Here is a 23,408-nt window from a genome sequence, read left to right as displayed (position 1 = left end):
TTATAGCGACCGCTTCCGGGAAAATATATCAACTTTTGTGTTAGCAGCTTATCATTTAGTGGACTTTTGAAACTTCCTCTAAAATGAAAATAGAGGAGGAATCACTCCCTCCTCTATCTAACACCGTTCGGAGAGGCTTACCTTACAACGAACGTCATTTATAAACTTACAGTCCTTTTTCAGCCATGAATACAGCCAAGTCTACACAACGGCTGGAGTAACCCATTTCGTTGTCATACCAAGAAACAACTTTAACGAGATTATCTTCCATTACGATAGTAGATAGAGAATCAAAGATAGAAGAGTGTGTGTTTCCTACAATATCAGAAGAAACAATTGGGTCTTCTGTATATTCAAGGATTCCTTTCAATTCTCCTTGTGCAGCTTCTTTCATAGCATTATTGATATCTTCAGCAGTAACATTTTTATCAAGTTCAGCAACTAAGTCTGTTAATGAACCGTCTGAAGTTGGAACACGTACTGCGTTACCATTTAATTTACCGTCAAGTTCTGGTAATACCAGTCCAACTGCTTTTGCAGCCCCAGTTGAAGTAGGGATGATATTTTGAGCAGCTGCACGCGCACGACGATAGTCTTTATGCGGTAAATCAAGGATTTGCTGATCATTGGTATAAGAGTGGATTGTCGTCATTAGTCCACGTTTAATACCAAAGTTGTCGTGTAATACTTTCGCAAATGGTGCTAAGCAGTTTGTTGTACATGAAGCATTGGATACAACATGGTGTTTAGCCGGATCATATTGGTCGTCGTTTACACCCATAACCATTGTTAAATCTTCGCCTTTAGCCGGTGCAGAGATAACAACTTTTTTCGCGCCAGCTTGAATATGCTTTTCAGCGCCTTCTTTACTAGTAAAGATACCAGTAGATTCGATAACGATTTCTACGCCGAGGTCTCCCCAGCCAAGGTTTGCTGGATCTTTTTCAGAAAGTACAGTGATTTCTTTTCCGCCAACAACGATGTTAGAACCGTTCACACTTACTTCTTCATCTAATTTTCCATGGTTAGAGTCATATTTCAATAAGTGTGCAAGCATGTTTGCATCTGTTAAATCATTGATTGCTACAACTTCCACTTGATCATTATTTAAAGCTTGACGAAATACGTTACGTCCAATTCTTCCAAAGCCATTAATACCAACTTTTACAGCCATATTAAATTCCTCCTAAGAATTTCTTGTTTTTTTATTTATATAAAGAGGTTATCCTCTTAATATCTTTTCTGCAGCACCTTGATCGGTGATTAACATATTGCTCTTTCCCTGTTTAAAGTAAGACGTAATTGCATGACCTTTCGAAGTGCCCCCGGCAACGGTGATAACTTGCTTTGATGCATCGATATCTTCCAGTTGCAATCCGACCGTTTTCACCTTGTAAACAATACGGCCATCGACATCAAAGTAATAACCGAAAGCTTCTGAAACAGCTTGTTCTGATTTCAATAAATCAATAACCTCTTGGGGGGATCTCCTTCTTTCCGCCATACGCAGCGCATCTCCGACACCATGTATAACAATGTCAGCGTTTTTTATAACTGTTAACGCATCAATCACATGAGGTTCCTGCATGATTAACTCATAAGTGGAATCACTAATCGGATCCGGTACGTATAACATTCTGTACTGGCTATTTGATCTTCTAGCCATTTCCGAAACAATACGGGATGCTTGATTCTCCACTTTTTCCCCAATGCCGCCTCTTGCCGGAACAAATAATATATCGGTTCCTTCAGGCAATGGTTTCATTGCTTCTGCTACCGCTGCGATGGTACTTCCGCCTGTTACAGCAACCGTGTTGTCGTTTTGCAGCATAGACTGCAAATAAGTCACGCAAGCCTTTCCCATCTCTGCTTTCATTTGAGGATTATGGTCACTGTCACCAGGTACTACAATGACATTATCAATAGATAAAGTGCTTTTTAACTGGTCTTCCAAGTTCTCCAACCGGGACAAATCTCCAATCAAAGCAGCCAGCTGATCCAAGACTACTTTTCCCTCATTGGTTATAAACATACCTTTCGAGGTAACTTCAACCAAACCTTGTCCATGTAAAAAATCAATTTCTCCACGAACATGCCGCTCTGTTAAATTTGCACTCTCTGCTAAAGCCCTCCTGCCAATTGGCTGATGCACGTGTACATGCTGTAATAAAGTGTACCTTTCCTGCATCAAACTGACCAATTCAGGTACGATTTTTCTCTGTAGGGCCATGATGGATTCCATTTAAACCAGTCTCCTCCAACGGGTTCGAAAACGTCCCATGTGGTTGTTTTATGTCCCGATTCAATTTTCATTATAACATACCTTCTATAGAAAGCAAAGAAAAGGCCTGATAGAAGTACTCACATTTTATTTATTCCCATTGACTATGAACTTAAACAAAAAACCTCCCTTCTATGAGTCAGCTGGCCATATATTGACCCGCAATAAAGAAAACTTGGCATTCGTTAAAGGGAGCCTTGAAAGCGTGTTTTGCTTTCTTAGAATCCCTTATGCTCTTGAGTGCAAGCCTTTCGGCGAATGCCTTAGTTGGGGCTGGGACTGCGCTTACTCGTCCCACCGAAGACATTTGCGGTTACTCGCCCCATCAAAACCACTGCACTTATACTTGGTACCTAAAAATTTTTACTACGTCGAAATTCTTCTGCGTTAAAATTTTATACTTTCCTAACGTGTAAAAAAGACATTTTCTTTAGAACGACTCTATTCGTTCAAAGAAAATGTCTTTCTATTACTCCGCTAACAGGCTGCTGATATTTTCTATGTTTATTTCATTCCCATACACTGCACTGTCTTTATAAGCAATGACCGGAATCAGCAATTGATATTTTTCCAATAAAGCATCTGATTGGTAAATATCTATTTCTTCTACGGGGATGGCAGCTGTATTCAATAAATCCAATAATTCACGTGCTTCTACACATAGTGGACAATGCATTTTTGTATAAAATCGAATCATTACTTTTCTTTCATTCTCCTTTTACGCTTTGAGGAAGACGGAATATCCAGTTCTTCCCGGTATTTCATTACCGTTCTCCTTGCTACATAAACCTGATACGTTTCCTCCAGCTGTTTACGGATTTTTTCATCGGAAAGCGGGGATGTCTTGTCTTCCTCAGCTATAATCTGATGGACATACTGTTTCACCACAACCCGGGCAATCCCCTCTCCTTTCCTTGCTTCACGCTGCAATAGGTACTTCACCCGGAGGATACCAGCATCCGTCTGCAAATATTTATGGCTGATTGTCCGGCTAATAGTAGAAACATGAAGGTTCAAAGCATCCGCAATTTCCTGGAGCGTGAAAGGTTTTAATGCCGCTATCCCTTCCTCAAAATAAGATAACTGTTTATTTACAATGATACGCAAAACCTGTTCCAATGTCTTGCCCCGATATTGAATCGCCTGCTTCAGCATTTCTACTTCTTTCTTCTTTTCTTTTAAAAAAGCTGCTCCATCTTTTGGCATGTTCATCTGTAACATATCGTCCCGAATTTGAATGGTCGGGCTTGACCAATTAAAAAAAGATAAACGCCACTCTCCGTCTTCTTTAAAAACAGCTGCTTCTGGAATAATATACGCCGCTTCTTCCTGCTCCAATAATTTACCAGGGTTCGGGTGACATAGTTTCATATTTGTAATCAACCTGCCAGCCTCATCTTCTGTAACCGCATACGTTTCTGCTAAAGTGCCGATATCTTCTTCCGCAATCAGAAATAAGTGATTCTCAAACAAATCATCCAGAAAAGAATAATCACAACCCATTTCTTTCAACTGCAGGTGAATGCATTCTTGTAAACTTCTGGCTCCAATTCCCGGTGGATCCAGAGCTTGCAAATAGGACAGCGCCTGCTTTGTTTCTTCTATAGATAATTGGCAGTTTTCTGCCCAATCTTCCATCGATATATCCAAATAGCCATTTTCATCCAAAGAATCAATCCCGAAAAGAACAGCTTGTTTTATCCTTTCCTCTGGAATAGAAAGCATATACAGACTCTCTTTTAGTTGCTCGTACATGTTTTTTTTCGAAGCATTCATACTTTCAAGTGCATCCGTTTCTCCATGAAATTGCGTCAATACCTGTTGGTCAATAGGCTGGACATCTTCAATCAAAGGGTTTTCTTCCGCGATTTTCTGTACGTAATCGTATAATTCAATGCCGGATAGCTGAAGAATTTCGATAGATTGATGAAGCGATTGATTCATTTTCCAAGTTAATGCTTGCTGTAATACGAGACTTTGCTGCATGCTTCCCCCTCCCATTTTTTCATTAGATTGTTCTTTCGCATTGCTATCACATCAAGTTCCAATATCTACAGACACTATACTTTCTTCACCTGATTTTCCATCGTTCCAATCCCTTCGACTTCTAATGTTACATTATCCCCTGCCTGAAGCAGTCCGGACGGCTCCATCGCCATACCGACACCATGTGGGGTCCCTGTTAAAATGATATCTCCAGGCTCCAACGTCATGATTTCGGAAATAAAGTTCATTAAGAAAGGAATATCAAAAATAAGATGCTCTGTATTAGAAGACTGACGCACTTCGCCATTTACATAAGAACGGATATTTAATGCATGCGGATTATCCACTTCTTCCTTTGTAACAACCCAAGGTCCTACAGGTGTCGTATGATCTAATGATTTCCCTTGCAGCCACTGTGGTGTGCGTTTTTGCATATCACGCGCCGACGTATCATTGGCAAGTGTGTATCCGGCAATATAATCAAAAGCATCTTCTTTTTTAACTTTTGAAGCCGTTTTCCCGATAACCACGGTTAGTTCCACTTCATAGTCTAATTTTTCAGTAATGGATGGATAAAAAATAGCATCTTCCGGTCCAATAATCGCATTATCAAATTTAGCAAATAAAACAGGATAATCCGGAATATCTGATTTCATTTCATGAACATGCTCTTGATAATTTTTCCCAATACAAATCACTTTTTTAGCTTTTCCAAGCGGCATCCCCAAATGAACATCCTGAAGTGACAATGTTTCATACCCTTCTGCTTTTGAAAAAATCTTCCGCAATGCTTCAATATGTTCTTCTCCCTGTGTATAAAAAGCAGTCGGATCCGCAGGAAGCGTTTTTTCACCAAATTGTTTGGATAATGTTTCCACGTCTGCAACGGTATCAGAATCGGTTACGACCCCAACACGGTAATTTTCATCTTTCTCTTTCTGGTAAGCTACTAATTTCATCTTTTTCCCTCCCTCCTTTTATTATAGTCGAGATATCCCCGGGAAAGAAATAGATATGTCATAATTTTTTCAACCTTTTTCGAGTGTATTCATGCTATACTGGGTACCGGGAGAATGTAATAGAAAGGGGATACAACCAATGAAGAAGCAATTATTTTTTTTGGTGATTATTCTTACGGCTCTGCTAGCCGCTTGTTCAAGTAATGAAGCAGATACAGCAGAAGATGATGACGCAGAGTTACCAGAATTACCTGCTTTAGAAGTAGATTTTGATGTTCCTGAACATGTTGAAGTTGGAGAGACGATTGATTTAACTGCTCATGTCAGTTTTGAGGACGAGCCCGTTGAGGATGCCAATGAAGTTTTATTTGAAGTCTGGACGCAAGGAAATGCAGATGACAGTGTGGACATAGAAGGTACTCATCAGGAGAATGGCACATATACAGCAAGTTTTACATTTGAAGAAGAAGCTGTTTATGAAATGTATGCACATACAACAGCAGAAGGACAACATAACATGCCTTTAGAAACCGTTATCGCGGGAGATGCGGAACCATCTGAAGAAGATGCCCATGACGAAATGGACCATGAGCATCATGAGCATGGCGCAGATGAGGACGAACACGGACACGAGCATGAAGATGAATAAGAGGCTCTTTTAAACATAGGGGATGATTCATATTTCTTTTCGGTCTACATTTCGTTATACTATTAACGAGAAAGGCAAGCGGAGGGATATACGTTGATCCAGGTATACACGGACGGAGCCACAAACATGAAAATAGAAAAAAGCGGTGCCGGCATCTATATAAAGTCCGGGGAAAAGAAGCTGGAATATGCTGTTCCCCTGCCATATATGTCAAATCATGAAGCTGAATTTCACGCCATCATAGAAGCATTAAAAATTTGTCAAACAAACTTTAAGGGCGAAATCCTGTCTTTTCGGACAGATTCCAAAGTAGCAGCAGAAGTGGTCGATAAAGGGAAGACAAAAAATAAACACTTTCTTCCTTTACTGGAAACCATCCAGGCGCAAACAACAGATTTTCCATTTTTATTTATTAAGTGGATACCTGAGAAAGAGAACCACAAAGCAGATCAATTAGCTAGAAAAGCAATCCATCAACAATCATCATGATGCGCAGGATGACGTGAGAGGGAGGAATATAAAATGAGAAACATACCACTGAAGGAACAAAGCATTGTACTAATTGGTTTTATGGGTGTTGGAAAAACAACGATTGGTCAAACCGTTGCCCGAAAAATATATCGAGATTTTATTGATATTGACGAAGAAATTGAACGCAGATTTCAGATGACTCCAAAAGAAATTTTTGCAAAACATGGAGAAGCAACCTTTCGTCAGTACGAAAAAGACATCATTTCTGAGTTATGCCATAAACGGTTAAAAGTTATTTCGTTAGGTGGTGGTGCTTTTCTTCAAAAAGAAGTTCAAGATGTTTGCTTTGCCACTTCTACTGTTTTATTCCTCGATTTATCTTGGGAAAATTGGAAAGAACGGATTAGCTTATTAATAGACAGCCGCCCTGTTTTACAAGGTAAAAATATGGAGGAAATCAGAAAACTTTTTGATGACCGCCAGCCAATTTATGAAAGGCATCATTCCCGAGTCATCACAGATAATCAGGACATTGAAGAGGTTGCTGATTATATTGTAGATTCTTTAAAATTAGCTTGGGAGCTTTATAGTTATTAATTCAGCTTTCGCACCTAAGAAAGGAATGTTTGCTGAACATTTTTACCATGCACCACGTAAAATTTGTTCTGTCTGATCGAACTTTTATTTGTTTAGCTATTGCAACCGTATAGAACATCCTGCTAGCGGAGGCGGACCGTTTTGACTCCTGAGGGATCAGCACCATCTGAAGATCCACTTTTGCCAAGTGCTCTTCTTGGCAAAAGTTAGCTGAAGAGCGTGCCCCTAGGAAAGCAAAACGGTCCGCTGTAGCGGTTGCCTTACACCTTACCTTCTCATCTTTGTCAACTGATGTATGTAAGTAATGATCAACCCCTGTTCCGATGGAAAGGAACTTACTTTTTTAAGGGCGAAAATTGAGTTATTAAGAAAAAACAAGCCAGGGTGTTCAACCCTGACTTGTTTTTTTGATTGTATTACAATTCATTTTTATTATTCTTTACGTTCAAAAATGTCATCAATCAAGCCATATTCTTTAGACTGTTCTGCACTCATGAATTTATCGCGCTCTGTATCATGCTCAATAACTTCTAAAGGCTGACCAGTATTTTCAGACATGATGCGATTCATACGTCTTTTAATTTCAATAATTCTATTAGCATGAATTTCGATGTCTGTTGCTTGACCTTGCGTACCACCTAGAGGCTGGTGAATCATAATCTCACTGTTTGGCAATGCAAAACGTTTGCCTTTTTCACCAGCGTTAAGCAAGAATGCTCCCATAGAAGCTGCCATACCAATGCAGATGGTAGATACATCTGATTTAATGAAGTTCATTGTATCAAAGATGGCCATACCGGCTGTGATAGAACCACCAGGAGAATTAATATATAAAGAAATATCTTTTCCTGGATCTTCTGCTTCTAAGAATAAAAGCTGTGCTACAATGGAATTGGCCACATTGTCATCAATGCCGCTTCCAAGCAGAATAATCCGGTCTTTTAATAAACGGGAGTAAATATCATATGCACGTTCACCACGATTTGTTTGTTCAATAACTGTAGGTACTAAATTCATTTAAAAATCCTCCTTAAGTTGCCAACTTTAATGGCTGATGATTTTTTCTATACTTTATATGATAGCTCATTGGTCAATAAAGGTCAAACAAAAAGTTTCACCAAATTTATACTTTAACCATCATTCCCGATTTTATGTTTGTTAAACATGAAAATATGAAACACTTGGCGATGGATACAGAAGAACTTTTCATCAAATTATAGAAAAGGGCTTGTCTCAAAGGTTATTCATATGTATAATAAAGATTGTGTTTTTGATAAATAACATGCGCCCATAGCTCAGCTGGATAGAGCACTGGTTTCCGGTACCAGGTTTGCCGGGGGTTCGAATCCCTCTGGGCGCACTATATAAAATCCATAATGACAAGGGTTAGAGACATTCTTATCCCTTGTCTTTTTTAATGAAAATATATTCTGTTCTAACGAATTGCAAACCTCCGTGTTTCGAAATAAATTAATTCAGTCTAAACTTCCAAAAGAAAAGTCTTTTCCTCTCTTTTCATTGTCCTAAATTCGATGCTTCCATATTTTCATTATCCCCCAAAAAGCTCTTTTTTTATTTGCAAAAATAGCATATCCCATGCTCATACATACTTATTCTTTTTTAAAACCATTATCATTTCTCCAAGAACAGTTGTCCTGCAGCAACGCAAATGTCATACTATAATTAACTTATTAAAGGATATCAAGCAAGGAGGAAAAATATGAGCCTGAAGTCAAGCATCTATAAGATATTACGTATATGGAATGATGTTGATGCCGTCAAAAAGGGGAGAGTAGGGAAACGAATCGGCAGACGTGTAACTGGACGCGCTGCTGGAAAATCGATTAGAAAACTATTTAAATAAATTCTCTTCATCTATAATAATAAAAATAATCCTTTTATTATTATAGATGAAGAGTTATTATAACTTACTCCTATTAAATTGAATCAGAGAGCTCTTCAAAACAGATTCATTAAGTAAGGTAAAATCATTGATGCAGCATCTTCGAGAAAAAAGTTCCCCGAATTAGACAGAAAAACGAAGATTGAAGCAACCTGTCGTGTCTCAAGTATAGCGAATAATACCTTTATGAAACAAATGATTATTACAAACAGAACCTTGATGCCAAAGGTTCGGCACAAATGTATTAACAGTTATTATTTTAAAGTAAGGAAGCGTATCATGTCTTATATCATAATTATCATATATGTTACTGCTCTTGAAGTGGTATACTCTGTTTTTGATGAAAAAGTAAAAACAAGTTGGGTTTTTTCAGTTTTTAGAATTTCTTCGGTTGTCAGCTTGTTCATTGTCAGTATAAAACTAGAAGGATTTTTGTTTTATTTAGGAATTATTGTTGTACCGTTTGTCTCTATTACTATTATTCGTTTATTTTTTTCTGAAAATAAACCAACGATTAAAAATGATATACTGTTTTTCTTTTGTATGGTGATTTTTGTATTAGTGATGAGATTTTAAAGATTTGATTTTCAAATCCATTTATCATCATTATAATTTGTTTACATCACAAAAAAGAAATGACGTTGGCGAATGCTCATCCCATTCCCGTATTAATAAAGGTTTGAGATTTCTTTCACCAACGTCACACACGTACAGTCTCTTACATTTGAATAAAGCATGTCTCTCTAAAAACTCGTGCACTTTCTCACAAGAAGATGCAAAAAGAAGTTCTTCTCTTAAAGAAGGATTTAAAACCGGTTTACTTCATTTCTATTCATTTCATCACACTTTTTCACGGACAAGGCTGGTTAGATGTTTCATTGCCTCTTCTTCATCTTCCCCTTCAATAATAAGCGTTATTTCTACCCCTTTTGTCAGGGCTAAGCTCATTAATCCCATAATGCTTTTCGCATTTACTTTTTTCTGATCCTTTTCTAAAAATATATGTGAATCAAATCGATTGGCCTCTTGTACAAAATAGGCAGCTGGCCTTGCTTGCAGTCCTGAATCCAATTCAATCTTCACTGTTTTCTCAACCAACAAATTCACTCTCCTGTCTGTAAGTAAACGCATCCATTTTTTTGAATGCAGATAAATATCTGCATTGACTATGTGCGATGGTTATTGTGTTGTTCTTTGCATTATATCATATTCTGCGGATACTAGCATTAATTACCAAGCTGGAAATCTCCTTGCCTGATCTTTTCTGCAAATTCATCAATTTTTTTCAAGCGATGGTTCACACCTGATTTCGAAATTTTTCCACTGCTGACAAATTCACCTAATTCCTTTAACGAAACCTCTTCATACTGCACCCGCAGCTTAGCTATCTCTTGTAATTTCTCCGGCAGTTGTTCCAATCCAACTGTCCGTTCAATCAATTTAATGTTTTCAACTTGGCGGAAAGCGGCACCAATCGTTTTATTTAAATTCGCCGTTTCACAATTGACCAGCCTGTTGACAGAGTTTCTCATATCACGGACAATACGTACATCCTCAAATTTTAATAACGCCTGATGGGCTCCAATAACGCCTAAAAAAGCAGTAATTTTCTCCGCTTCTTTCATATATACAATATGTCCGTTTTTTCGCTCTAACGTTCTGGCATGTAAATCATATTCATTGAGTATGGATTTCAATGCTTCTGCATGTTCCTCGTAATAATTGAAAATCTCCAAATGATAGGAGGATGTCTCCGGGTTATTCATCGACCCGCCAGCCAGAAAAGCTCCACGAAGATAGGCTTTTCGACAACAATCTTTATCGACATATTTTTTGGAAATAGACCGGGTGATTTGATACTGATTTTTGATTAAATCTAAATCCTCTAATAAGGATTGTACGCCGTCTTTCATACGGACGATATAAACATTATTCTTTTTTAATTTCATTTTTTTCCGTACCAGAAGTTCTACCGGCAACGTATAATTTTGTTTGATTAATGTGTAGATACGCCTTGCAATTGCTGCGTTTTCCGTCTGGACATCCAATCCGTAACCTTGCTTTGATATAGAAATAACGCCATTCATTCGGACAAGTGCAGCCAGCTCAGCAAACTGACAGCAAGAATCCGATTGAATAGCGGTTAGCTCTTTCTTGATATCTGATGCGAAGGACATCGTATCACACTCCTTCCCCTTTTGAGCACTTTAAAACTTCAAAGAGCGGGGTATGTATGCTGCCCCACTCTAAATACTATAAAAACCGATAAAGCATCTCAGCTATTTTATCATTATTATGACGGAGTGTTCCATCTTTATGCTTCACGACAATATTTCCGGGAAAGACTTCTACATCCATCGTTTTTAAACGGGCAATATCCGCTTCTACGGGTACTGCTTTCTCTTCTTTATAAATTTCCTGTGTTTCCGCGTCTATCGGCTGATTGTGGACGATCACATAATCAATACAATTATCACCTACATGATCATGGATCGCCTGTACATGGTCTGCTGCAGAATAATTGGTTGTTTCTCCGTCCTGGGTCATGATATTACAAACATATACAATCTTTGCTTCTGTATTTAATAATGCTTCCTTCACTTCCGGCACAATTAAATTTGGCATGATGGAAGTATAGAGGCTTCCTGGGGAAATAACAATCAAGTCTGCCTTTTGAATCGATTCTACAGCGTTAGGCAACGGCTGCAGAGGCTGCGGCTCTAAAAAGACACGCTTAATCCTTTTTCCGGACAGTGGAATATTCGATTCACCATGGACAATCTCTCCATCTTCCATAATCGCATGTAAAGACATATTTTCATTCGATATCGGATAGATGTTCCCTTTCACATTCAAAACCCGTGAAATTTCTTTGATGCCTTGGTTAAAGTTACCGGTCATCGATGTCATGGCCGCCAGTAATAAATTCCCCAATGAATGACCTGTCAGTCCGTTTCCCTGTTGAAACCGGTGCTGGAATAGCTCTAACAGCATCGGTTCTGCATCCGATAGCGCTGCAATCACATTTCGGATATCTCCAGGTGCAGGCATTTCCATCTCGGAACGAATTCTTCCTGTACTGCCGCCATCATCTGCAACGGTGACGATGGCTGTTAAATCCACCGGCAAATCTTTTAATCCCCGAAGCAAAACCGGCATTCCTGTTCCTCCGCCAATAGCTGTTATTTTGGGAACATCACTCATGATGATGGAACCTTTCTCTTTTCAATATCCCTGTGGGAGACATGGGTAATATAATCATCACTGAATTGCTTGGAAAAATACTCCGCTAGAGCAACGGAACGGTGTTGTCCTCCTGTACAGCCAATTGCAATGACTAATTGCGATTTCCCTTCTTTTTTATACTGCGGAAACATGAAACGGAATAAGTCATTTAATTTCTCCGTAAACAACTGTGTATCCGACCATTTAAACACATAGGAATCTACTTCCTGATTTAAACCTGTTAAAGGCTTGAGCGCAGATACATAATGTGGATTCGGTAAAAAACGGACATCAAAAACCAAATCGGCATCAATCGGAATACCATATTTAAATCCAAACGATACGAAGTGGACAGAAAACACTTCCTGTATTTCTTCCTTGTATAATTGGAGAATTCTCTCACGTAAATCTCTCGGCTTCAAATCGGATGTATCAATAATCCGTTGGGAACGGCCGCGTAATTCATCTATAATAACTCGCTCCTGGTGGATTCCATTTAAGGGGAGTCCGCCAACCGCTAAAGGATGGGAACGTCTTGTTTCTTTATATCTGGACACCAATGTTTCATCCGTAGCATCTAAAAATAAAATATGGCTCTGAATCCATGGTTTATGGCTAATCGCGTCTAAAGCCTTATACAAGGAATCAAAAAATTCTCTTCCTCTGAGATCCATGACAAGTGCCACTTTTTGAATGGTATTGGAAGCATCTTTCATTAATTCTAAAAATTTGGGAAGAAGTGCAGGAGGCAGGTTATCTACACAATAATAACCTAGATCTTCAAAACTTTGTACCGCAACTGTTTTCCCAGCTCCTGACATCCCCGTAATAATAACGAGTTTTGTTTCTTTTTCCTGTTTCACTAAACTCTCCCCTTTCCAACCTCTTCCAACAAACAACTGTACTTATATATATCTGCTTTATATTATATTAGAAAATATCACATTCGCCAAGCTATTGGGCCAGTTCCCTTTCCCTTCCTTATACAGATGCAAAGAAAACATCGTATATTCCCGGAGCATACAGAGAAGATTATTCTTCTTTTCGTTGATCTATTTTTATATAAAAAAATGGACAGGTGAGTCACCTGTCCCAAAACTAATCTATCTATTAAAAGGGGGTCAATTAGTTAATTCTATAATACCCTTTTTGTGTTTCATGCGTGTTACAACAAGGTTAAGATGCAATTACCGGAGATTAATTTTTTTATACAAATCACATCCATAGACGGAAGCACCCGGCTGATTCGACAAAATTCAATAACTTTCGAATCAGTTACCACCTAAAAAACGACAATTATATGAATTAATCTTCTAACGTTTCTACATATTTAATTGCAGTTTCAGCTGCGATACTTCCATCACCTGTAGCTGTAACAATTTGTCTGAGGTCTTTTGCACGGATATCTCCAGCTGCAAAGATGCCAGGGATTTTTGTTTCCATGTTTTCAGACGTAGGAATATATCCTTCTTCATCTGTAATTCCTAAGTCAGTAAATGGATCATTTAAAGGAAGCATACCGATATAAACAAACACACCGTTTGCCGGGAAATCATATACTTCGTCTGTTTTGACATTTTTTAAAGAGATACTGCTGACTTTTCCTTCTGGACCGTTAATTTTTTCAGGTACCGTATCCCAGATAAATTCAATTTTTTCATTATTAAAAGCACGATCTTGCAAAATGCGCTGCGCACGCAATTCGTCACGGCGGTGAACAATGGTTACTTTGCTTGCAAATCTGGTTAAATAAACCCCTTCTTCGACAGCAGAGTCTCCACCTCCGACAACAAGGAGTTCTTTGTTTTTAAAGAAAGCACCGTCACAAACTGCACAGTAGGAAACGCCGCGTCCACCAAGCTCTTCTTCACCCGGGATGCCAAGTTTTTTATATTGTGCACCTGTTGCAATAATAAAAGCTTTGGTATGAAATACCTTCTTTCCGGCATAGATGGTTTTATAATGACCATGATCTTCAATGGATTTAATATCTCCATAAGCATATTCCGCACCAAATTTTTTAGCGTGATCAAACATTTTATTCGACAAATCCGGTCCTAAAATATGATCAAATCCGGGATAATTTTCTACATCTTCTGTGTTTGCTACTTGACCGCCTGGTATACCGCGCTCAAGCATCAGTGTATCTAAATTTGCACGGGAAGCATAAACAGCGGCTGTCATGCCAGCTGGTCCAGCTCCGGCAATAATTACATCATATATTTTCTCTTCGGACATTCCGTATCGCCCCTTTATCCTTATAATATTCTAATTCCATCGTATAGTGTAATGAAATTAAGATATAACGTCTATCTTTTTGCTCACTTCTTTAACGCCCAAGGCCCTTCTTCTTCTGATAACTTCGGGTGCCGCTTTAAGCCTTCTTCCCATAAACGCAACGCTTTGCTCGGGTTCCCTGTTTTATAAGCTGTTACGCTAAACCATTTATAATAGGATATTCTCCTTTTAGCCTGCTCTAAAGAAACATTTTGATACCGCTCATACGCTAATGTATAATTAGCTGTTTTCGCAAACACTTCAGCAATCCGCAGCTTTTGTTCCTCATGCATTGGATAGATATTGTTTATGATTTGAATATGTTTCTGATAGGCGGGGTCTTCTGTTTCATAATAAAACAACGCTAAATTTAAATGGCTGTGTAAATTATTTGGTTCTTCTTCCAGCAAATCCTCTTCAATATGCATCGCTTCTTCTTTTTTACCGGTATAAAACAGAGCCTGTGCATAATCGTGGACTGCCAGCTTTTGTTCTGGAAAATGTTCCATAATCTCTTCAATAACAGGAATGGCTGTTTCCCACTCCTCATTTTCAATATGGTAAAAGGCCGTTTCCTGCAAAATAATCAGTTCATCCTCATCCTCCAGAGCCAAGTTTTCTTCTTCTTCATCTTCCATTTTGATAAAGTCGAGCAACTGTGCAGCATCGTTGCTGAAATCCCCTTCCGGCTTCTTATCCAGATACAATTGTGCATACTTTTTAGCATCTTGAAGCAATCCAAGATGCGCATAGTTATTCGCAGCTAAATAATAACAATCCACATACTCCCCTGTCTGCAAAACATCTGTCAGCAGCTGATTGGCTTGGTGGTAAGCACCAATTTCTGTATAAATGACGGACAGTTGACATTTATATAAAGGAAAATAAGGTTTGGCTTCAATTGCTTTTTGAATCCATTTAATCGCAATGTCAAACTTTCTTTTCTTAAATGCTTCGACACCTTTTGTATAATAAAAGTCGCCTTCTGGAATGAATGGGGTTACGTTATTATTCGTTTTTGCTTTATTTCTTTTCCCTTTTAACATGCATCTCCCCCGTTCTTAAAGACAAGTCGAAAAAAGTATATCATAAAATATAGCATATTCCTACGTTTGTTGTTTATTTATATAGTGAAACCTTGAACACATATAGATATCAAAAAATAAGACGCATGGCAAAAAGGGATTTGCACATGCATCTTATGTTTGATTTTCACTCTTTTTTATTTATCTGGATGAGTGGTTTCGTATAATAATTGTTCCAGTTCTTTTCGGTATGCTGCTGCTTCGTCTTTTGTCCAGCCAAGTTCTTTTTCCATAAATGGAAGCACGGTGTCCATATGTGTCTCTACCCATGGACGATTAAAGAACAATGCACCGGAACGACGGATAAAGAAGTCAACTGCTTTATACGCCATTTCATCATTGATTGCGTATAATACTTGTGCAAAAACAGCCGGTTCAATATTTTCTTTTTTCGCAGCTTCTTTATTGTCTTTATAAAGTGTGAAGACTTTTTCTACATTGGAACCATAACGCTGGGTAAGCTCTGCAGCTTCGTCTTCTGTTAAGCCAAGGCTGACGCCTTCTTTCACTTTTTCTTCTTTAAATTTCTTAAAGCCTTTTGATCCGCCGACTTCACCACCGGAAATAGGCAGATGTTTCGTCTGGCTTTCGGTATATAAAATGCCTTCTTCTTCTTTTAACTGTTTGGCTACCGTATTCACAACTTGCTCACCCATTTTACGGTATCCAGTTAATTTTCCGCCTGCCATGGAAAGCAATCCGGAATCCGATTGGAAAACTTCATCTTTACGGGAAATTTCGCTCGGATTGTCTGTACCTTCTTCTGCAATTAAAGGTCGCAACCCAGCCCAGCTAGATTCAACTTTACTTGCATCAATGCCGACAGAAGGGAACATATAATTAATCGCATTTAAGATATAATCCCGATCTTTTTCTGTCATGGTTGGATGTGCAATATTTCCTTGATAGTCAGTATCCGTTGTACCAACATACGTTTTACCACCGCGCGGAATAGCAAATACCATCCGGCCATCCGGCGTATCGAAATAGACAGCCTGTTTAAGCGGAAATACGGATTCATCAAATACGAGATGGACACCTTTTGTTAAATGAAGTGTTTTTCCTTTTTTCGAACCATCCAGTTCACGGACATCATCTACCCATGGACCGCCGGCGTTAATGATTTTTTTCGCATAGATTTTATGCTGTTCTTTTGTGATTTGATTTTCTGCAACTACACCAATCACTTTTCCATCTTCATAAATGAATTCAACTGCTTTGGTATAGTTTACTGCTTTTACATCGTGTTCAACTGCTTTTTTCAACACTTCAACCGTTAAACGCGCGTCATCTGTTTTATATTCAACATAAAAACCGCCGCCTCGAAGCTCATCTTTTTTGACAAGTGGTTCGCGTTTTAATACTTCAGCCGGTTTTAACATTTTACGGCGTTCTGATTTTTTAACACCTGCCAAAAAGTCATAGACACGTAAACCAATATTGGATGTCAATGGTCCTAAATTGCTGCCTTTATGAAACGGTAACAGCATCCACTCCGGCGTGGTAACATGCGGTCCATTTTCATAAACAACTGCACGTTCTTTCCCTACTTCAGCAACCATTTTCACCTCAAACTGCTGTAAATAGCGCAAACCGCCATGTACTAATTTAGTAGAACGGCTGGACGTACCAGCTGCGAAATCCTGCATTTCAATAAGACCTGTGCGCAAACCTCTTGTAGCAGCATCTAATGAAATACCGGCACCGGTAATACCTCCACCAATCACTAATAAATCAAGTTCTTCACTTTCCAGCGTTTCCAGTACTTCTTTGCGTTGCTTACCTGAAAATTCACTCATAAACTCCACTCCTATAATTATCTATAGTTTCTTATTCCCTATTTAAAGACGGTTATGCATCTGAAAGCATAAGAAAAGTTGATTACCTGAACAGCCTTTGTTTTATTTTGCATCTGTTATCTACCTCAGATAAATAAAAAAAGACCACAAGATCACCAGTATTAAAAAATACCGGTAGTCCCGCGGCCTCTCCATCATTTCTCCGTCCGTTTCTATTAACTTCATTTTATATCCTAACATATCTTATATATGTTGTATAGCTTTTTGATTGATGAACGGATTTTTATTCGTATCGTTCGGTATGCTGGGTGTGCTGGCGTAAAAACTGCCAAAAACCCACATACAGCAGGACTATGACAAAACTTCTGCCAATGCTTTAAATATATAGTAGCTGGAAACAGATCCCGGATCGATATGTCCAACCGATTTTTCCTTGAAATAAGATGCTCTGCCTTTTGTGGCCTCCATCTGCTCAGTAGATTCCATTGCTTCTTTTGCAGTTGTTTCTAATTTTTCTGCACTGATTTCATCCTGTTCTTTCCACCAGGAAGCAAGCGGTTCCCATACATCCACCATTGTTTTTTCGCCGGTAGTCGATTTCCCCCGCTGCTGAATACCTTGTGCAGCCGCCTCCAAACCTGCTGCTATAGCGTCTTGATCTATTGTGTCTTTTCCTTTTACGGCCATCGACATTTTTAAGAATGCCGTGCCATAAAGCGGACCGGATGCGCCGCCTACTTTAGACATCAAGGTCATAGCAACGTCTTTTAATAAAGCGGACACGTCATCATACGTAGATTCCTCCAGCTTTTTGTCCACTTCCTGAAAACCTCTGGACATATTAATCCCATGGTCGCTGTCTCCAATGGCCTGGTCGAGCTCCGTTAGATAGGTTTTATTATCTTGCATATATTCGTTTGTTTTTTTCATCCAATCCTGGGCTTTTTGTATTGTTAACATGATCACATCTCCTTTTTGAACGTCCTTTTATACCCGGAATGCAACAGCTTCACTTGCTTCTGCTAACAGCTGTTTCATTTCTGTATCCACTTTTAATAATGTAATGGAGAAACCGGCCATCTCAAGGGATGTCATAAATTCACCGACATACGTATCATGAATGGAAATTTGTTTTTCTTTAAGCAAATCATTCACATGCCCATTCACAATAAATAATTCCATTTCCGGCGTAGAACCCATTCCATTAATCATAACGACAACTTCATCGCCTGCTGATAAATCGGCATCCTCGATAATATGATTGGTTAATTCATTCGCAATTTCTTTCGCTGAAGCAATCTGTTTCCGCTCCGTTCCCGCTTCGCCATGGATACCAATTCCTATTTCCATTTCATCTTCATCTAACTCGAAGCTTGGTTTACCTGCATCCGGTACCGTACAAGGTGTAAGCGCCATTCCCATGGAACGAACCTGTTCAATCGTCTTTTCCGCAGCTGCTTTTACCTCATCTAAGGAGGCGCCCTGTTCTGCTTTTGCCCCAGCTGCTTTATGCACAAATACCGTACCGGCAACCCCGCGGCGCCCAATGGTATTTTCACTGTCTTTCACGGCAATATCATCATTCACAATCACTTGCTCTACACGAATATCTTCTGCTTCCGCTAATTCACCGGCCATTTCAAAATTTAATACATCGCCCGTGTAATTTTTAACAACCAGTAAAACGCCATTTCCTTGGTCGACTGCTTTAATGGCCTCAAAAATCTGGTCTGGTGTCGGAGAGGTGAAAACTTCCCCAACAACTGCTGCATCCAGCATTCCTTTTCCGACATAGCCGGCATGAGCTGGTTCATGACCGCTGCCGCCACCGCTGACAATACCAACTTTACCAGGGGACAGCTCTTTACGGCGGATGACATTTGTACCTTCGACCTGCATCCACTGTTCTTCGTTTGCCAGCGCCATTCCTTTTACCATGTCTTCTATTACATTGCTTGGCTGATTAATTACTTTCTTCATTTCTACCCCTCCAGATGTTAATGAATTGAATCAATTCCGGTATCTATCGTAAAAAATGCAAATTGATTCCTTGCGTTCATGCCGACTGCTTCACTTAAGCTTATACGGATTCCCAACCTTTTTTTGAAAATACATAATGAAATAGTTTAACGATATGTCACGCAGCTTATTCTTTATTCCTGCAATCAGGCCCTATTATGTTATTGACATATTAGATAAAAATAAAACCTGCGACGCAGCAGACAGAAAAAAGACACAGATTATAAAAAAAGCCAGCTACAAATAGCACCAATGTCATTCTGGTACATGTTTGCGCAGGCTCTTTGTCTCCACCACGATTCATTTACATACAGGTTAAAGTAATACGCAAGCGTTGTCAATCTTGTGCTTCATTTTGCATTGATACGCTTTATAAACATTTTCATGCGGACTTTCTTCGTTTAGACCACAAACCACCTGTTTCATAGGCGGTTTGTGACTCTATACTTCTGTTCACCTATCCAAGATAACTCCACGCGACTTCTGACAACTGCAGCCAAGATACTTCCCGATTTTCTATTTCACTTCCAACCGGTAACCTGTCTCTTTCATAATCTTTTCATTTATCTCCGCTGCCGCTTCTGCTGCTGGTTCATTCCTGACTTTCACAGATACAAAACCTGTGTCCATATGAATAGATGGATTGCCTTTCATTTCCCATTCGTGCGGGATATTCTCTTTCGTAACCCGCAAGACTTCATTCTGCTTCGGCTGCTTGGCGTATTGAACCGCCATGCCAATTTCATTGCTCAATTCTTGCAGCATATTACTGTAGCGTGATGCCACTTGCGGGGTTATAAAATGGACCTCCATCACCGGCTGTCCATGCCATGTTTTCATACTGGTCTTATAAATATGCACGCCATGTGTCTTCGCATATTGTTTTGCGACTGCAATGGCTTGATTATTTTCCATTGGTTCCACCCCGGATGCTGCTGTAAACGGATCCGATTCGCCCGTTTGCGTATGAGGTGACACATCTTCATCCCCGAATTGCAGCGAAAATCCAGTTATTTTTTGAAATTGGTCTGTCATTGCCCGGCTGTTTTCCGGCTTACTCTCTTTCGTTACAACAATCCGATTATGCAAATGAACAGATGGCATCTCCACCGGTTTCTCCAGTAAAGAAGCAATCAACGGTTGAAAAGCTTCATGCCGGACGGCTGCCGAAAATACAACATTCCAGCCTGTTCCATTTTTTATATCTTGACGTATTTGTTTCTGTTCCGCTTCGGAAATGCTGTCCGGAAAGTCAAAAGACAAAAGAATATGTTCGTTTTCCGTCCCCATTTCCTGCACACCACACCGAAGAAAACGCGGATGTCCGTCAAAATACGAGCGAATATAGTCCATACTGTGATTCGCATCCATTTTGATTGCTTGTATCGGTAAATCGAAATTGCTTAATTGAAAGCGTAACGTTTTATTTAATTGATAACCGATCCGTCCTTCGATATCCACATACCGATGCTCTAAAGGAATACTTTGTAAAGCAAGCGCAACAGCAAATTGCTTACGAGGTTCCTTGATTTGCAAGTGCTCAAAAATTTCTTGTAATGATAGCGTATAATCTGGAAGCAAATCCCAATTGATCTCTTCTAAATACGGGCGGCTATATGTCAGCACATCGACTGCTGCCTCCGCAAATGTATCTATGGATTCACTCCAGGGTCCAAGTGTTTCCGCTACCTGACCGGCTCCTACTTTATCCATTTTGCCTTTAGGTGTCTCACAGTGCAGTGTGGCAATCTTAGGGTGTACATTTTGGCAGAGGCCAAATTTAAACGGCTTACCAGCTTCTTTTTGATAAAGCAAAGCAGAGCCGATATAATTCCGGAGCCGCTCCTGCTCGTTGTTCCGCTTATACCGTTTACCAACAACCCCTTTCCCATCCTTTCGTTTTGTAAACGGATAGGTCTCTCCGTTCTCGGACAGCATGGGATGGAATCTGGGGTGTATTTTATCAGCTAATGAATGCCGCGCTTCTTCATCCCCGTGCACCAACAGGGTATACGTCGGATTCATCGCTTCCACAAAACGCGTCATTTCACTGGCATCCGCATGCGCAGACAACCCAAATTTAGCGACATTGCAATGGACTTGATAGCTTGTTCCGTCAATATCGAGCATATCTTCTGTTCCCTCTGCCAGCGCAAGCAGTTTTTTGCCCGGACTCTCTTCGTCCTGGTACCCGGTCAGATAAATGGCATTCTTTTTATCCTCCACCAAATGCTTGGCATACCATGCACTGGCACCGCCGGTCAGCATTCCGGATGAAGCAACTATACAGGCAGGCTTTCCATTTACAATGGATTTCCGATCGTCCGCTTTCACGGCGATACAACGTCCCTCTGTCAAAAAAGCATCACCGGCAGTTCTTATGCGATGAGAAACCGGACCCTTCAAATAATGTGGATATTTACGGTAAATCCGGCATACCGGTGTAACCAACCCATCCACATAAATCGGAAATGCCGGAATCAATCCTTTATCCATATAATCCTGCAGGACGAGCAGTACCTCCTGACCGCGCCCTAACGCAAAAGCAGGGATAAGCGCAAATCCGCCATTTTGAATCGTTGCTGCTACATGTTCGGCAAGGCGTTTTTCTTCTGTATTACGATCCGTATGCAGCCGGTTGCCATAGGTTGATTCCATCACCATTACATCTGGATTCAACTGGTTTGCAACCTTTGCACCAGGAATTGTCCGACCTCCGCTGAAAGACAGATCGCCTGTTACAAGTATCCTTTCGCCATTCGCCTCCAGTGCAAACATTACTGCTCCAATAATATGGCCTGCCCGATATGCCGTAATTTTGATATCACCTATATGCAGTACCCCGTTAGCCGGAAACATTCGCAGTTCCTGAAGCAGTGTCTCCATTTGTTCTTCGGTGTAAGGCAGTAATTTTTCATTTAACCGGCTTTGCTCCGTCAAAATTTTATAAGCATCTTTCATCATAATTTGCATTAAATCAGCGGTCGGCGGGGTCTGAAACACAGGAATGTCCGGATACATTGCATGAACAACCGGAAGCGCACCAATATGATCCGCATGCGCATGTGTTACCAGAATTGCATCCGGTTTCCCCAACTCTTCCAGCATACCGAACATCGGAAGTACATCATCGCCGCGCATTCGCATCCCTGCGTCAATCAAAATACACGTCCGTTCAAATTGAATATGTAAACAGGAAGCGCCAATTTCACTTCCGCCTCCTAAAACTGTTACTTTCATTTAATCACCTCTTTTAGGACATGTTTATCCCCGAGTCCTCTATTTCTCCGTATCCGACATTATCCGAATATGGAGACAGGCTCTTTGTCCCAACTCTGCTATTTCTTATTTATGGATTTATTATAACATGTGGTTCAGGAATTTTTCTTGTGGATGTTCCATACTATTTGAGATACGAAGATACCTGTTAATGAACAGATGGAAGATTATAATTGAAGAGACAGTAAAGAGGCGTCACCATTAGACACCTGTTCAGAAGAATGAATGCATTAAAAAAACACAGACAACACCCTCTACCCAATGTAAAGGATTTGCTTGTGTTTCAATAGGTTAAATAGTAAGCCTGCGTGATTGTTATCCATTATTCTTTATTCCAAAGCTTCCGGCTGGAAGTAGAGACAGCCACAGCTCCTGCATCAAGCGCTTTAGTGACATCATCAACTTCTTTGATTAATCCCCCGGCAATCACAGGAATTTCTATTCCATCTGCAATCTCTTTGACCACTTCCGGCAACAGCCCGGGTAAGATTTCAACGTAATCCGGCTCGAACCTTTGGATCAGTTTCACACTTTGCTCCAAAGCAGCGCTGTCCAATACAAATACACGCTGGATGGCAAGCAGCTGATGCTTTTTAGCAGCAGCAATCACATTCCCGCGCGTCGTTAAGATGCCATCCGGCTTCATTTCCCGGTACAGAAATTCTACTCCATACTCATCCGCTTTTAATCCTTGAATCAAATCAAAATGGACCAATACTTTCTTATTGGCACGATGGCTATAATCAATCATGCTCTTCAGCTGAACTAATCTTGACTCTAAAATAATAATATATTCATGGTGGCTTGTTAACGCCTTTTCAAAATCCTTCATGCGCCGCACAGCAGGCAACACGCCGGTAAATAATTGCATAAGCATT

22 protein-coding genes and 1 tRNA gene are annotated in these 23,408 nt (G+C 39.8%); 6 read left to right on the top strand and 17 right to left on the bottom strand.

The genetic code is table 11. The annotated features are described in order from the left end of the window. Positions 1 to 166 precede the first annotated feature (166 nt). From gap to B7E05_RS06100, 5 genes are all read right to left on the bottom strand, one after another. A complete protein-coding gene (gene gap / locus B7E05_RS06120) occupies positions 167 to 1,174 on the bottom strand; it encodes a type I glyceraldehyde-3-phosphate dehydrogenase (protein ID WP_080873373.1) in 1,008 nt (335 codons plus the stop codon). A gap of 48 nt (positions 1,175 to 1,222) precedes the next feature. Further along, on the bottom strand, positions 1,223 to 2,242 hold the full coding sequence (locus B7E05_RS06115) for a sugar-binding transcriptional regulator (RefSeq protein ID WP_080873372.1): 1,020 nt from the start codon (positions 2,240 to 2,242) through the stop codon (positions 1,223 to 1,225). A gap of 508 nt (positions 2,243 to 2,750) precedes the next feature. Further along, a complete protein-coding gene (locus tag B7E05_RS06110; RefSeq protein ID WP_080873370.1) occupies positions 2,751 to 2,978 on the bottom strand; it encodes a glutaredoxin family protein in 228 nt (75 codons plus the stop codon). Then, positions 2,978 to 4,267 (bottom strand): RNA polymerase factor sigma-54, encoded by a 1,290-nt coding sequence (gene rpoN, locus B7E05_RS06105; RefSeq protein WP_080873368.1) that lies wholly within the window; start codon positions 4,265 to 4,267, stop codon positions 2,978 to 2,980. The genes B7E05_RS06110 and rpoN overlap by 1 nt, the downstream gene beginning before the upstream one ends. Before the next feature lie 74 nt (positions 4,268 to 4,341). Next, the gene (locus B7E05_RS06100) at positions 4,342 to 5,226 is read right to left on the bottom strand and encodes a fumarylacetoacetate hydrolase family protein (protein WP_080873365.1); all 885 of its coding nucleotides are present in this window, start codon (positions 5,224 to 5,226) and stop codon (positions 4,342 to 4,344) included. 139 nt (positions 5,227 to 5,365) lie between these two features. Between B7E05_RS06100 and B7E05_RS06095 the strand changes: the two genes are divergently transcribed. The 3 genes from B7E05_RS06095 to B7E05_RS06085 all read left to right on the top strand — a co-directional run bounded on the left by B7E05_RS06095 (position 5,366) and on the right by B7E05_RS06085 (position 6,943). Continuing rightward, positions 5,366 to 5,875, top strand: coding sequence for a FixH family protein (locus B7E05_RS06095; protein WP_080873363.1), 510 nt, complete (start codon positions 5,366 to 5,368; stop codon positions 5,873 to 5,875). 93 nt (positions 5,876 to 5,968) lie between these two features. Beyond that, entirely contained in the window at positions 5,969 to 6,364 is a 396-nt protein-coding gene (locus B7E05_RS06090; protein WP_080873360.1) for a ribonuclease HI family protein, read from the top strand. A gap of 33 nt (positions 6,365 to 6,397) precedes the next feature. Continuing rightward, positions 6,398 to 6,943: a shikimate kinase gene (locus tag B7E05_RS06085; RefSeq protein ID WP_080873356.1), complete on the top strand. Its 546-nt coding sequence runs from the start codon at positions 6,398 to 6,400 to the stop codon at positions 6,941 to 6,943. A 432-nt stretch (positions 6,944 to 7,375) separates the two neighbouring features. Here the strand turns inward: B7E05_RS06085 and clpP are convergent, their stop codons facing one another. Next, positions 7,376 to 7,960 carry an ATP-dependent Clp endopeptidase proteolytic subunit ClpP gene (gene clpP, locus B7E05_RS06080; RefSeq protein WP_080873353.1) on the bottom strand — a complete coding sequence of 195 codons (585 nt, stop codon included), beginning with the start codon at positions 7,958 to 7,960 and terminating at the stop codon, positions 7,376 to 7,378. Positions 7,961 to 8,227: 267 nt separating this feature from the next. On the opposite strand from clpP, the gene B7E05_RS06075 reads away from it, so the two are divergent. From B7E05_RS06075 to B7E05_RS06070, 3 genes are all read left to right on the top strand, one after another. Beyond that, positions 8,228 to 8,303, top strand: a tRNA-Arg gene (locus B7E05_RS06075). Between the two features lie 360 nt (positions 8,304 to 8,663). Next, the gene (locus B7E05_RS22080) at positions 8,664 to 8,807 is read left to right on the top strand and encodes a hypothetical protein (RefSeq protein ID WP_179134478.1); all 144 of its coding nucleotides are present in this window, start codon (positions 8,664 to 8,666) and stop codon (positions 8,805 to 8,807) included. A gap of 318 nt (positions 8,808 to 9,125) precedes the next feature. Then, positions 9,126 to 9,422, top strand: a complete 297-nt coding sequence (locus B7E05_RS06070; RefSeq protein WP_080873350.1) for a hypothetical protein — start codon at positions 9,126 to 9,128, stop codon at positions 9,420 to 9,422. Between the two features lie 264 nt (positions 9,423 to 9,686). Here the strand turns inward: B7E05_RS06070 and B7E05_RS06065 are convergent, their stop codons facing one another. The 11 genes from B7E05_RS06065 to B7E05_RS06015 form a co-directional block, all read right to left on the bottom strand. Beyond that, on the bottom strand, positions 9,687 to 9,944 hold the full coding sequence (locus B7E05_RS06065; RefSeq protein ID WP_080873345.1) for an HPr family phosphocarrier protein: 258 nt from the start codon (positions 9,942 to 9,944) through the stop codon (positions 9,687 to 9,689). Between the two features lie 128 nt (positions 9,945 to 10,072). Further along, positions 10,073 to 11,023, bottom strand: a complete 951-nt coding sequence (gene whiA, locus B7E05_RS06060; RefSeq protein WP_080873343.1) for a DNA-binding protein WhiA — start codon at positions 11,021 to 11,023, stop codon at positions 10,073 to 10,075. A 76-nt stretch (positions 11,024 to 11,099) separates the two neighbouring features. After that, a complete protein-coding gene (locus B7E05_RS06055; RefSeq protein ID WP_080873341.1) occupies positions 11,100 to 12,050 on the bottom strand; it encodes a gluconeogenesis factor YvcK family protein in 951 nt (316 codons plus the stop codon). Next, positions 12,047 to 12,934 carry an RNase adapter RapZ gene (rapZ, locus tag B7E05_RS06050; protein ID WP_080873339.1) on the bottom strand — a complete coding sequence of 296 codons (888 nt, stop codon included), beginning with the start codon at positions 12,932 to 12,934 and terminating at the stop codon, positions 12,047 to 12,049. Before rapZ ends, B7E05_RS06055 begins: the two co-directional genes overlap by 4 nt. A 442-nt stretch (positions 12,935 to 13,376) precedes the next feature. Next, positions 13,377 to 14,309 (bottom strand): thioredoxin-disulfide reductase, encoded by a 933-nt coding sequence (trxB, locus tag B7E05_RS06045; protein ID WP_080873336.1) that lies wholly within the window; start codon positions 14,307 to 14,309, stop codon positions 13,377 to 13,379. A gap of 83 nt (positions 14,310 to 14,392) precedes the next feature. Next, positions 14,393 to 15,394 carry a tetratricopeptide repeat protein gene (locus tag B7E05_RS06040; RefSeq protein ID WP_080873335.1) on the bottom strand — a complete coding sequence of 334 codons (1,002 nt, stop codon included), beginning with the start codon at positions 15,392 to 15,394 and terminating at the stop codon, positions 14,393 to 14,395. Between the two features lie 176 nt (positions 15,395 to 15,570). Beyond that, entirely contained in the window at positions 15,571 to 17,232 is a 1,662-nt protein-coding gene (locus B7E05_RS06035) for a glycerol-3-phosphate dehydrogenase/oxidase (RefSeq protein WP_080873333.1), read from the bottom strand. Positions 17,233 to 17,583: 351 nt separating this feature from the next. Beyond that, positions 17,584 to 18,192 (bottom strand): dihydroxyacetone kinase subunit DhaL, encoded by a 609-nt coding sequence (gene dhaL / locus B7E05_RS06030; protein ID WP_080873332.1) that lies wholly within the window; start codon positions 18,190 to 18,192, stop codon positions 17,584 to 17,586. A 27-nt stretch (positions 18,193 to 18,219) separates the two neighbouring features. Next, positions 18,220 to 19,212, bottom strand: a complete 993-nt coding sequence (gene dhaK, locus B7E05_RS06025; RefSeq protein WP_080873330.1) for a dihydroxyacetone kinase subunit DhaK — start codon at positions 19,210 to 19,212, stop codon at positions 18,220 to 18,222. Positions 19,213 to 19,767: 555 nt separating this feature from the next. Beyond that, positions 19,768 to 22,491 carry an MBL fold metallo-hydrolase gene (locus B7E05_RS06020; protein ID WP_080873328.1) on the bottom strand — a complete coding sequence of 908 codons (2,724 nt, stop codon included), beginning with the start codon at positions 22,489 to 22,491 and terminating at the stop codon, positions 19,768 to 19,770. Between the two features lie 361 nt (positions 22,492 to 22,852). Continuing rightward, entirely contained in the window at positions 22,853 to 23,401 is a 549-nt protein-coding gene (locus tag B7E05_RS06015; protein WP_080873327.1) for a glycerol-3-phosphate responsive antiterminator, read from the bottom strand. Positions 23,402 to 23,408: the final 7 nt, after the last annotated feature.

Source organism: Oceanobacillus timonensis (assembly GCF_900166635.1).
Classification (GTDB): domain Bacteria; phylum Bacillota; class Bacilli; order Bacillales; family Amphibacillaceae; genus Oceanobacillus; species Oceanobacillus timonensis.
Note: the sequence above shows the minus strand (reverse complement) of the source record. Positions and strands in the feature narration are given on the sequence as shown.